The 11567-nt window shown below is 65.8% G+C and carries 10 protein-coding genes; 6 read left to right on the forward strand and 4 right to left on the reverse strand.

Features of this window, described 5'->3' with window-relative positions:
- Positions 1-85: 85 nt before the first annotated feature.
- On the reverse strand, positions 86-2224 hold the full coding sequence (gene malQ, locus ACQU6B_RS09575) for a 4-alpha-glucanotransferase (protein WP_430867327.1): 2139 nt from the start codon (positions 2222-2224) through the stop codon (positions 86-88).
- A 93-nt stretch (positions 2225-2317) separates the two neighbouring features.
- On the opposite strand from malQ, the gene ACQU6B_RS09580 reads away from it, so the two are divergent.
- From ACQU6B_RS09580 to ACQU6B_RS09605, 6 genes are all read left to right on the forward strand, one after another.
- Positions 2318-3370 (forward strand): mechanosensitive ion channel family protein, encoded by a 1053-nt coding sequence (locus ACQU6B_RS09580; protein ID WP_430867328.1) that lies wholly within the window; start codon positions 2318-2320, stop codon positions 3368-3370.
- The gene (locus tag ACQU6B_RS09585; protein ID WP_430867329.1) at positions 3367-3798 is read left to right on the forward strand and encodes a globin; all 432 of its coding nucleotides are present in this window, start codon (positions 3367-3369) and stop codon (positions 3796-3798) included. The genes ACQU6B_RS09580 and ACQU6B_RS09585 overlap by 4 nt, the downstream gene beginning before the upstream one ends.
- A gap of 1 nt (position 3799) precedes the next feature.
- Complete coding sequence (locus tag ACQU6B_RS09590; protein ID WP_430867330.1) at positions 3800-4684, forward strand: acyl-CoA thioesterase; 885 nt, start codon at positions 3800-3802, stop codon at positions 4682-4684.
- Between the two features lie 359 nt (positions 4685-5043).
- Positions 5044-6318 carry a quaternary amine ABC transporter ATP-binding protein gene (locus ACQU6B_RS09595; RefSeq protein ID WP_430869233.1) on the forward strand — a complete coding sequence of 425 codons (1275 nt, stop codon included), beginning with the start codon at positions 5044-5046 and terminating at the stop codon, positions 6316-6318.
- The gene (locus ACQU6B_RS09600; RefSeq protein WP_430867331.1) at positions 6318-7256 is read left to right on the forward strand and encodes an ABC transporter permease; all 939 of its coding nucleotides are present in this window, start codon (positions 6318-6320) and stop codon (positions 7254-7256) included. The genes ACQU6B_RS09595 and ACQU6B_RS09600 overlap by 1 nt, the downstream gene beginning before the upstream one ends.
- A 139-nt stretch (positions 7257-7395) precedes the next feature.
- Positions 7396-8313 (forward strand): glycine betaine ABC transporter substrate-binding protein, encoded by a 918-nt coding sequence (locus tag ACQU6B_RS09605; protein ID WP_430867332.1) that lies wholly within the window; start codon positions 7396-7398, stop codon positions 8311-8313.
- Between the two features lie 169 nt (positions 8314-8482).
- On the opposite strand, the gene ACQU6B_RS09610 is transcribed toward ACQU6B_RS09605, so the two are convergent.
- From ACQU6B_RS09610 to ACQU6B_RS09620, 3 genes are all read right to left on the reverse strand, one after another.
- Positions 8483-8959, reverse strand: a complete 477-nt coding sequence (locus ACQU6B_RS09610) for an acyl-CoA thioesterase (protein ID WP_430867333.1) — start codon at positions 8957-8959, stop codon at positions 8483-8485.
- Between the two features lie 83 nt (positions 8960-9042).
- Positions 9043-10725, reverse strand: coding sequence for an energy-dependent translational throttle protein EttA (gene ettA / locus ACQU6B_RS09615; RefSeq protein WP_430867334.1), 1683 nt, complete (start codon positions 10723-10725; stop codon positions 9043-9045).
- Positions 10726-10889: 164 nt separating this feature from the next.
- Positions 10890-11390: a single-stranded DNA-binding protein gene (locus ACQU6B_RS09620; RefSeq protein WP_430867335.1), complete on the reverse strand. Its 501-nt coding sequence runs from the start codon at positions 11388-11390 to the stop codon at positions 10890-10892.
- Positions 11391-11567: the final 177 nt, after the last annotated feature.

Consider the following 11567-nt stretch of genomic DNA (forward strand, 5'->3'; position numbering starts at 1 on the left):
CACGCTCATCTAGGAACCCCTAGTGGACGAGTGCCGCGGGCGTGGCGCAGGCAGGCTCAGCGAGCTGGCAAGCAAGCAGAGCCGACTAGTCGCGGGCCCGCCGAACGGCCTTCAGCAGGCGTTGTGCGCGCGGCAGTTCAAACAGGTTATCGAGTAGAACCGGAACCCCGTTGGCGTCGCAAAGTGGGATCTGCCAGTTGGGATACTCGCGGTGAGTGCCCGGCTGGTTCTGCGTGCGTCGCTCGCCAACTAGGTCGGTGACCGCGACTCCCGTCAGTAGCGCCGGCGTGTTCAGGGCCAGAATATTCAGCCCGGCGACCAGGTCCTCGTCGTTGTAGTCCTCGATCACCCACTCGCGGTCGCGCAAGAGCTTGATCATGCGGTCGCGCTCTTCTCTAGCCTCCGCGCGGGCGTCATCGGGGTCTCCCTCGAGCAGGCCCAGCTTCTCGCGCAGCGCGACGTGATCGCCGTTCAGGTACGCGACGGTGGGCGGCAGGTCGTGCGTCGTGACAGACGCGAGTACGTCGGTGCGATAGTCCTCGGGGGCGCGCGGCGACCCGTCCGGCTCCTGCTCGAACCAGACGATAGCCGTGCCCAGGATGCCGCGGTCGGCGAGCACCTCGCGCACGTACGGCTCAACCGTTCCCAGGTCCTCGCCAATGACCATGACTCCCGCGCGATGCGCCTCGAGGGCCAGAATGCCCACCAGGATGTCGTGGTCGAAGCGAACATAGACGCCGTCAGCGGCACCGTGGCCGGTGGGCACCCACCACTGCCGGAACAGACCCAGCACGTGATCGATGCGCAGCGCGCCCACGTTGCGCATCGCCGCGCGCAGTAGGTCGCGGAAGGGAATGTACGCCGCGGCCTCGAGCGCGCGCGGCTGCCACGGGGGCTGCGACCAGTCCTGGCCCAGCTGGTTGTACATGTCGGGCGGCGCCCCCACGCCGATGCCCTGCGCGAGTACGCGCTGGAACGCCCAGGCGTCCGCACCCTCCGGGTGAACGCCCACGGCGAGGTCCGCCATCACCCCGATGCTCATGCCTGCGGCGAGCGCCGCGTCGTGCGCGCGAGCAAGCTGCTCGTCCGCCACCCACTGCAGCCACGCGTAGTACAGAACCCGGTCTTCGTTCTCGTCGCGCCAGGCGCCCACCGCCGGCGAGGCGGGATTCGCGAACTCGGTCGGCCAAGGCAGTCCCTTGTGCGCCTCGGCGATCGCGCACCACGTCGCGAAGTCCTCGAGCGAGCGGCCCTCACGCAGGCAGAACGCCTCGAACTGGGCCTCGCGCCCGGCCGAGCGCGGTTCCATGTAGAGCTGCTCCAGGGCCGCAGACTTGGCGCGCCACACCGCGTCGCGGTCAAGGGAATCGTCGGTCGCGTTGACCCGGCGGGGGCGCTCGGATTCCCACTCGATGAGCGCTCGTCGCTGCGAGGGCAGGTAGGCGACCTCGGCGATGTCCTCCACCCGGATGTAGAGCGGGGAGATGAATCTGCGCGAGGTGGGCAGGTACGGGGAGGGCTCGAGCGGCGTCACCGGCTCGCCCGCGTGAAGCGGGTTGACCAGGACGAAGTCTGCCCCTCCGCGCATCTTCCCAAGCGCGCAGAGGTCCGCGAGGTCGGCGAAGTCGCCCAGTCCCCACGACTGCTCCGAGCGGATCGAATACAGCTGGGTTGTCAGGCCCCAGGGACGGTTCTTGCGAATCTCGGCCGGGACCTCGAGCCGGTTGGGGGTGACGACGATGTATCCGCGGCCCCTGCGTCCGTTCGTCGTCGCCTCGACCTGGTGCCACCCGAGCGGCAGGTCAGCGGGGACGCGGAACGTCGCCTGCCCTACTAGGACGCCGTCCACCGTGCGGGGCTCCACCACGCGGTCCAGCTGCACGAGTTGGTGCGCGTCGCCCGCCTCGAGGTGGAGCGAGGCCGCGGCCGGGTCGCCGTGACGCACGTAGATCGGCAAGTCGTGGCTCTCGCCGGCTCTGAGCACCGTGACGGGAGGGACCAACCGACGCCACGGGAGATCATCCAGTGCCGCGAGGGACGCCTCACAGGCCTCGTCGCTGGACGCGTCGACGCCCATGGCCGTCAGCGCGGCTTGGATGGCGGCGGCGGAACACTGCTTGCTTACGCCGTTCCAACTGAAGTATTCGACCGAGACACCGCACTTGCGTGCCAGCCGTACGAGTGCCCACGAGGGCGTCTGGGAAGGGGCTGTCGTGTCGGTCACGGGTCAATCCTGCCAGGTCTGGGGGCTTATGCAATAGACACTACGTCCGTGCGGGACTTTCGGGGGCGTCTAGAAGCCAGTTACATTGGACGGGTGCTACCTCTTCCGTTTACCACTTGCCCCCAGTCGGACCCCGACTGCACCACCCCACTCGCGAACTTCCTGAACGACGCCGCTGACGCCGCCATCAACTTTGGCGCGACGCTCATCGTGGTGTTTATTCTGTGGTTCATCGCGCGCAGGGTCATCAAGGGCATCACGCGGTCAATCGAGGAGGGCACCCCGTGGCAGAGCCGTAAGGCTCGCAAGGCGCTAGCCAAGGCCCGCATCAAGATGCCCAGTATTGACACCACCGACGCGAGGCTGGAGGCGGAGCGCCGCCGCCAGCGCGCGGGCACCATTCGCACCGTCCTCAACTCGGCGGTCACCATCCTCGCGGTCGCGATCGTCGCCATCTCCCTGCTCACGGTCCTCGGGGTTCCCGTGGGCCCGCTCATCGCCTCAGCAGGAATCGCCGGTGTCGCCCTCGGTTTTGGAGCGCAGTCCCTGGTGAAGGACGTTCTAGCAGGCATCTTCATGCTGCTCGAGGACCAGTACGGGGTGGGCGACATCGTGGACCTTGGCGAGGCCGTCGGCACCGTCGAGCAGGTCGGACTTCGCGCCACCCGCCTGAGGTCCATCGACGGCACCGTTTGGTACGTGCCGAACGGCGAGATCCAGCGCGTGGGAAACATGACCCGCCTGTGGTCGCGCGTGATGATCGAGATTCGCTTCAGCTACGACACGGACATCGACGCGGCCCGCGAGGCGATGCTCGACGCAGTCGCGTCGGCGCGCGCGGACCCGGAAATCGACGAGGCCATCCTGTCCGAACCAGAAGTTCCGGGAATCGAGTCCTTCGAGTTCAACGCCTTCATGCTCCGTCTCATGGTGCAGGTCAACCCCGCCACCCAGTGGGACGTGCAGCGCGCCATCCGCAGGCAGATGCGCGCCATCTTCGCGCGTCGAGCCCTGCGCCTCGCGGTGCCCGACCAGGCGATGATGTACGACACCAGCGCCGCGACGGCGATCGGAGACGACGTCGCCACGCGCGCGGCGGCGTCCAGCGATGGCGACGACACCACGGAGAAGGGCGCCCACGCGTGAATATAGGAGACGGTCCTCCCACCAGTCCCGAGCAGAGCTTCTACGAAGCGGTGGGCGGGCACGACACGTTTGTCCGCATCGTCGACACGTTCTACGCGGGCGTCGCCGACGACCCGCTGCTGCGGCCCATGTACCCGGAGACTGACCTCACGGGTGCGAAGCACCGGCTCGTGATGTTCCTCGAGCAGTTCTGGGGCGGCCCCACCACGTACTCCGAGGAACGCGGCCACCCCAGGTTGCGCATGCGTCACCAGCCCTTCCACATCAACCCCGATGCCCGCGACCACTGGCTCAGCCACATGCGCGTCGCGGTCGAGACCTCCGGGCTGTCCCCCATTCACACCGTGACGCTGATGGACTACCTGGAACGTTCCGCGCACTCGCTCATCAACACGTTCGAGCCAACCCCGCCAACGGAAGGAAACTGAGATGGAACACGTCGAGGACATTTGGGCCGACCAGTCAGTCAACTCCGGGCTAGCCGCGCTGGACCTGCGGCGGCTGGGCGACATGGAATTCGAGGGCGACTCGCTGCCGATGCCGGGCGGTCGAGTCTATGGCGGGCAGGTACTCGCGCAGGGGCTTCTCGCCGCCGGGCACACCGTCGACGACGAGCGTCACCTGCATTCGATGCACGGGTACTTCCTGCGCCCCGGTGACGCCTCGCGCCCGATCAGCTTCGAGGTCGAGAACCTTCGCGACGGCCGCTCATTCTCCGCTCGGCGCACGCACGCCTTCCAGGGTGGCAAGCCCATCCTGTCGATGATCTCCTCGTTCCAGCTCCCTCAGGACGGCCCCGAGCACGCCGTGACTATGCCCGAGGTGCCGGGACCCGAAACCGTGACTTCGAGCGTCGACCTGCTGGCGCCCTTCGCGGGCGACGCCACTGCGAACTACTGGCTCGAGCGCACCCCGTTCGACCTGCGGCACGTCGAGGGCTCAATCCTGATGTCTCCTGACCGGCGGCCCAAGCAGTACCAGACCACCTGGGTGCGTCTGCGCAAGAACATCGACGCCTCCGACCTCATGCACCGCGCGCTCCTCGCGTTCGGGTGCGACCAGGTGATGCTCGAGCCGCTCCTACGTCGCCACGGCGCCTCCTGGCAGACCAAGGGCCTGAGCTTTGCGAGCCTGGACCACGCCATGTGGTGGCACCGCCCAGCGCGTGCCGACGAATGGCTACTTTTTGTCCAGGACGCCCCTACCGCACAGGGCGGCCGCGGACTCGGCGGGACCTGGATCTTCTCAGAAGACGGCCGGCTCATCGCCTCGGCGTCCCAAGAGGGCATGATCAGGATGCCGGGCGAAAGCTAGCCGCGCAACCTCCAAGCCCCCTGCTAAACCACGGCAATCGCACCAGGTACCGTTACCATTCTGTGACCTTTTCTTGACTTGAGATTTGCCAAATCGCGCTCAGACTTGTTACCGTGTGGGTGCTGCCTCGAGGTCCGCGTTAGTCGCGATCGGGGTGCCAACGAAAAGCCCAGGCCTCGCGCTGCACCACATGTTTGATGTGCGCGCATGGCTAGTGAAGGCAGCCGCCCCGATGGTGGCGCCCAGGGGCCCGTGATTGCCGTCCGACGGCTGCGAGTCCATCGCTAAGCCGAGGCCGTGAGCACCACCGGGATTTTGACCCGGGAGCTGAGGTAAGAACCGTGACCGAGAACGTAGCCATGCGCGCTAAGAATTTGTACAAGGTATTCGGCCGCCACGCGGACGATGCCGTGGCCAAGTTGGAAGCTGGCGCCACCCGTGACGAGATTGGCAGCGCCACCGCTGCCGTCATCGACGCGTCCTTCGAGGTCCGCACCGGCGAGATCTTTGTGGTCATGGGCCTGTCCGGCTCCGGCAAGTCGACGCTGATCCGCATGCTCAACGGCCTGCACCCCCAGACGTCCGGCACCGTGGAGATCGGCGGCGAGTCCATCACCGGCGTGACCGCCGCTCAGCTGCGCGAGATTCGACGCCACAAGGTGTCGATGGTGTTCCAGCACTTCGCACTCCTTCCCCACCGCACCGTCATCGACAACGTCGCGTACGGACTCGAGATCCAGGGGCTCGACAAGGCAGACCGTCAGGCCCGGGCCCGCAAGATCACGCAGATCGTCGGCCTCGCCGGCTGGGAAGAGAAGTACCCCAGCGAACTGTCCGGAGGCATGCAGCAGCGCGTAGGCCTAGCCCGCGCACTTGCCACGGACACCGAGGTGCTCCTGATGGACGAGGCGTTCTCCGCGCTCGACCCGCTGATTCGCCGCGAGATGCAGGATCAGTTGCTCGAGCTCCAGTCGGACCTCGGCAAGACCATCGTCTTCATCACGCACGACCTCAACGAGGCCATGTACCTGGGCGACCGCATCGCTGTGATGCGCGACGGCCGCATTGTGCAGATCGGCACCCCAGAGGACATCCTTACCAACCCGGCCAACGAGTACGTCGAGCAGTTCGTCCAGGACGTCGACCGTTCACGCGTGCTGACCGCGGAGTCGGTCATGCGCAAGCCTCGCGCCGTGATCCACGACGGCAGCGGCCCCCACGCCGCGCTCACCGTAATGCGCGATGAGCAGCTCTCCGCGGCGTACGTCGTCAAGCGCGACCGTACGCTAGTCGGCTGGGTGCGTGACCGCGACGTCCTCGACCTGGTCCGCGCCGGTAACCGAGACCTGTCCACCGCTATACAGACCAACCACGGCGCAGTCGCTCACGACACCGCCCTCGCGGAACTGTTCATTCCGTCCATCGAGGCGGCGCTGCCGCTCGCGGTGCACGACGAACGCAACCGCCTCGCCGGGGTGATCCCCCGGGTCACCCTGCTCGCGGCGCTGGGCGGCGCGCCCGACGCGGACGCCGACGCCTCTCCACGCCCCGACCCGCTTCCGACCGCCTTGGTCACTAAGGCGCTAGATGCGTCCGACGAAGGCTCGACCACTCTTGTCAAGGAGGCCCGCTGATGGATTTCCGTCTTCCCGTAGGCACTTGGATCGCCTCGTTCTTCGACTGGATCGAAGAAAACATAGCGTGGCTCTTCGACGCTCTTAAGGCACTCTTCGTCTGGCTCAACGACACAATTCTCTGGATCTTCGCGACGCCTCCGGCGCTCGTCGTGATCCTCGCGATTGCCGCGGCCGCGCTGTTTGCGCGGGGCCTGAAGTTCGCGATCGGAGTCGTCGTTGGATTGCTCTTTATTCTGAGCGTCAACCAGTGGGAGAACGCGATGGACACCGTCGCGCTGGTGCTCGTCGCCGCGTTCCTCGCCGTCATCATTGCGATCCCGCTCGGGATCTGGGCCGCCCGTAACGACACGGTGTCCAAGACCCTGAAGCCAATACTCGACTTTCTTCAGACCCTGCCCGCGTTCGTCTACCTGATTCCGGCACTTGCCTTGTTTGGGGTAGGAGTGGCAGCAGGAATCGTCTCGACGATTATCTTCGCGATGGCTCCAGGCGTGCGCCTCACCGAACTCGGCGTGCGCGGTGTTGACGAGGAGGTCGTAGAGGCCGGCCAGGCCTTCGGCGCCTCACCGCGTCGCATCCTGCGCCAGATTCAACTTCCCCTCGCGATGCCGTCCATCATGGCCGGCATCAACCAGATCATCATGCTGGCGCTCTCCATGGTCGTGATCGCCGGACTTGTCGGTGCTGGCGGCCTGGGTGGCGAGGTCACGAAGGCGCTTGGCAAGTTGGACGTGGGATTCGGCTTCGAGGCCGGCCTGTCCATCGTTGTACTCGCGGTCATCCTCGACCGCTTCACCGGATCGTTCGGCCAGAACATGGGCCTGTACTCGAAGCTTCGCAAGCGCCAGATCGACGCCAAGTCGGCCGACGAGCAGGCTCGCCTCGACGCTCAGGAAATCGTCGACAAGGGCCCGCGCCGTTCCGGCGGGATGTAGGACTCTTTGCGGTTCGACCTGAACCCCGTCACGTAAACCTCAAAACTTCGCGGCCGTCTAGCGGCTGCGCGCACCGTGTCATAGGTACGACACCGGGTGCATAGCAAGTGGAGATTCTGCTTGCTCAGAAAGGAAATACATGTTCAAGCGCACAACCGCAATTGTTGCGGCAACTGCAGCTGCAGGACTGGTACTCGCCGGTTGCTCCTCGAGCGACGACGACGCCACCACCGAGCCCTCGACGTCCGCAACGGGCGAAGCAACCGCGATGGCTGCGGGCGGCGACATCACGATGGCCGTCTTCAACGGCTGGGACGAGTCGCTGGCTACGTCGCTGCTCTGGCAGTCGATCCTCAACGACAAGGGTTACAACGTCGAGTTGGCTTACGCTGACGCCGCTCCCGCATTCCAGGGCGTCGCCGACGGCGACTACGACTTGGTCACCGACGTATGGCTGCCACTGACCCACGCCGAGTACGTTGACACGTTTGGCGAGGACATCGTCGAGCTCGGCGCATGGTTCGACGCTGCTGCGCTCACGATTGCCGTAAACGCCGACGCACCGATCGACTCGCTTGCAGACCTCGCCGCTAGCGCGGACGAGTTCGACAACCGCATCGTTGGCATCGAGCCCGGCGCCGGCCTCACCGCCGCCACCGAAAACGCCATTCCGGCCTACGGCCTCGAGGGAATGGACTTCATCACGTCCTCAACCCCCGCAATGCTCGCAGAGCTTGACAGCGCACAGAAGGATGGCGAGAACATCGCCGTCACCCTGTGGGAGCCACACTGGGCGTACGGCGCCTACGACCTCAAGAACCTTGAGGACCCCGATGGCCTTATGGGCGAGGCAGAAGAGATCTTCACCTACTCACGCACCGGCTTCGCGGACGACATGCCCCAGGTCGCCGAGTGGATGACCAACTTCAAGATGGACTCAGAGCACCTGTACGAGCTGGAGAACCAGCTCAACGGTGCCGACGAGGCTGACCAGGCCGGCATCGTGTCCGACTGGATTTCAGCAAACCAGGAGTGGGTTGACTCGCTGACCGCTTAAGGTCTTGCGATTCGCCACACCGCGTTGATCTAGACGCATCAAAAGCGCCGGTCACCCCTCAAGGGGTGGCCGGCGCTTTTCGTTTGCCCTGTGTAGCAATTTGACCGGTGCAGGCGGTCTTCCCCGTGCCGTTCGTGGCACTCTCGCACGGGAGAGCGCCGGGCGAGAATCAGCGCTGGCGGAACCGCACCGGCTCGTCGACGTACTCGGCCCAGGCCGCGCGCTCCTCAACTGTGAGCCTGCGTGGCCGCTCGGTGACAGCATCAACCAGCACCAGCGTGGTCGAGGCGCGCGCGTAGACCGCCTGAGGATCCTCGTCGCGAGGAGAGCGCACCTCGTAACAGATCTCTAGGCTCGCTCCCCCAAGCCGCCCGATCCACAGTTGCACGTCGAGGGGTCGGCGCCCGTAGGGAGCCGGGGCTAAATACTCGATCTGCTGGCCGGCAATCAGGGTGATGGTCTGGGCGCCGGGGCCACCAGCAATGACCGCGGTGGAATGGGCGTCGCCGACCGACGCACCCTCGTCGGCCCAGAACGCGCGAATGCGCGCCTCCTCGAGCAGCCGCAACATCTCGGCGTTGTTGACGTGCCCGTAGGCATCGATGTCCGACCAGCGCAGCGTCACAGGAACATGAATTCGGCTCATGGCCACACGCTATCGCGCGGACAAGTCGGGCCCCTACAGACTCAGCTGTAGGGGCCCGACTGGCGCGATCGGTGGTGCGTGAACTAGCCGCGCGTGAGCTTGCGGTACGTGACGCGGTGAGGACGGGCGGCGTCGGCGCCGAGGCGCTCCACCTTGTTCTCCTCATACGACTCGAAGTTGCCCTCGAACCAGTGCCAGTTGGACGGGTTCTCCTCGGTGCCTTCGTAGGCGAGGATGTGCGTGCACACCTTGTCGAGGAACCACCGGTCGTGAGAGATCACCACGGCGCAGCCCGCGTAGTCGAGCAACGCGTTCTCCAGTGACCCGAGCGTCTCCACGTCGAGGTCGTTAGTGGGCTCATCGAGCAGCAACAGGTTGCCGCCCTGCTTCAGCGTCAGCGCCAGGTTGAGACGGTTGCGCTCACCACCGGAGAGCACTCCGGCCTTCTTCTGCTGGTCGTGACCCTTGAAACCAAAGGTGCCGATGTAGGCACGCGACGGAAGCTCGACGTTGCCGACCTTGATGAAGTCGAGCCCGTCGGAGACGACCTCCCACACGTTCTTGTCGGGGTCGATGCCGCCGCGGCTCTGGTCGACGTAGCTGAGCTTGACGGTGGCGCCGATCTTGAGCTCGCCGGCGTCCAGCGGCTCGAGGCCAACGATGGTCTTGAACAGCGTGGTCTTACCCACACCATTGGCGCCGATGACGCCCACGATGCCGTTGCGCGGCAGCGTGAAGCTGAGCCCGTCGATGAGCGTGCGGCCATCGAAGCCCTTGTTGATGTCCTTGGCTTCGATGACGACGTCGCCAAGACGTGGCCCCGGCGGAATCTGAATCTCTTCGAAGTCCATCTTCTTGCCGCGCTCTGCCTCGGCAGCCATCTCCTCGTAACGCCCCAGGCGGGCCTTCGACTTGACGCGCTTACCCTTGGCGTTGGAGCGCACCCAATCGAGTTCTTCCTTGAGACGTCGGCTGAGCTTCGCGTCCTTCTTGCCCTGGACGCTCAGGCGCTCCTGCTTCTTCTCCAGGTACGTCGAGTAGTTGCCCTCGTACGGGTACAGGCGGCCGCGGTCGACCTCACAGATCCACTCCGCGACGTGGTCGAGGAAGTACCGGTCGTGAGTCACGGCGAGCACTGCGCCCGGGTACTTGGCGAGGTGCTGCTCGAGCCACAGCACGGACTCGGCGTCGAGGTGGTTAGTGGGCTCATCCAGCAGTAGCAGGTCTGGCTTCTCTAGGAGCAGCTTGCACAGCGCCACGCGGCGTCGCTCACCACCCGAGAGGTGAGTCACGGGCGAGTCCGGCGGCGGGCACCGCAGCGCGTCCATCGCCTGCTCGAGCTGAGAGTCGAGGTCCCAGGCGTCGGCGTGGTCGAGGAACTCCTGCAGCTCGCCCATCTCCGCGAGGAGCCGGTCGAAGTCCGCGTCGGGGCTGGCCATCTCCTCGGAGATAGCGTTGAAGCGCTGGAGCTTCGCCATGGTCTCGCCGGCGCCCTCCTGGACGTTGCCCAGGACGGTCTTCTCCTCGTTGAGCGTGGGCTCCTGCATCAGGATGCCGACAGTGAAGCCGTCAGAGAGCCGCGCCTCGCCGTTCGAGGGCTGCTCAAGGCCGGCCATAATCTTCAAAATCGTGGACTTACCTGCGCCGTTAGGGCCCACGACGCCAATCTTGGCGCCCGGCAGGAACGACATCGTGACGTCGTCCAGGATGACCTTGTCTCCATGCGCCTTGCGCGCCTGGTACATCGTGTAAATAAACTCAGCCACTGAAACTCCGTGAGGTTTGGGTCGGCGCGCGAGCGCCCGTGTGGGATACCCATACAGCCTACGCGCTCGGGGCAAGTCACCACGGCGAGCGGGCGCGAGGCGGGACCCTCCGACACACCCGCCTCGGACCCACCCCGCGCCAATGCGCGGCTCTCGCTGATGAGCTAGGCCGCCGTCTGGTCCTCTTCCTCAACCACGTCCTCTTCCTCATCCTGGTTGTCACCGTCGCCATTAAGCTCGACGCTGTCGGCGACCGACTTGCCGGCGTCCTCCGGCGTGGTCCTGGGCTCCGCATCCGCGTCCTCCGCCGTAGCCCTCGTGAAGGTGGCCACCCCGCGGGTGAGGTCGTGCCCCACGCTCATGGCATCGAGGACGAGGTCGGTGCGAGGTCCGCCCTCGGCCTCCCACTCGTTGGTCTTGAACCTGCCGGCCACCGTCACCGGCTGGCCCTTGGCGATCGACCGCGACACCAGGGTCGCGGCGGCCCGGAACACGCGAACGGAGAACCATTCGGTCCTTCCGTCGACCCACTCCCCCTTGTCGCGGTCCAGATATCGCGACGTGGAAGCGAGTCGGAACGTACACATGTTGACGCCCGTCGCACTGAGCACGAGCCTGGGGTCTGTGGCGACCCATCCTGAAACGGTCATGGTGAGGTCATTCATAGCGCCCTCCTTTGACGCAGTCGCGATCTGCGACTAGGTCAAGGCTGGCGCGGTGGCTGCGAGCCTGGCCGAGGTGCGCCCATCTTCGTGGACAGACACCGCGGTGGCGCCACCTGGGGACATCAGTGACGAGCGAAGGTGGGGGCAGGGAGAGTCCCTGCCGAGCGGCCGGGCCGA

It is taken from the genome of Demequina aurantiaca, assembly GCF_050598105.1.
In the GTDB taxonomy this organism is placed as follows: domain Bacteria; phylum Actinomycetota; class Actinomycetes; order Actinomycetales; family Demequinaceae; genus Demequina; species Demequina aurantiaca_A.

Excerpts from the sequence above, each read along its gene's own strand:
- ACQU6B_RS09590 (WP_430867330.1), top strand. The coding sequence starts at position 3,800 with ATGGAACACGTCGAGGACATTTGGGCCGACCAGTCAGTCAACTCCGGG.
- ACQU6B_RS09600 (WP_430867331.1), top strand. The coding sequence starts at position 6,318 with ATGGATTTCCGTCTTCCCGTAGGCACTTGGATCGCCTCGTTCTTCGAC.
- ACQU6B_RS09610 (WP_430867333.1), bottom strand. The coding sequence starts at position 8,959 with ATGAGCCGAATTCATGTTCCTGTGACGCTGCGCTGGTCGGACATCGAT.
- ACQU6B_RS09620 (WP_430867335.1), bottom strand. The coding sequence starts at position 11,390 with ATGAATGACCTCACCATGACCGTTTCAGGATGGGTCGCCACAGACCCC.
- ACQU6B_RS09595 (WP_430869233.1), top strand. The coding sequence starts at position 5,044 with ATGCGCGCTAAGAATTTGTACAAGGTATTCGGCCGCCACGCGGACGAT.
- ACQU6B_RS09605 (WP_430867332.1), top strand. The coding sequence starts at position 7,396 with ATGTTCAAGCGCACAACCGCAATTGTTGCGGCAACTGCAGCTGCAGGA.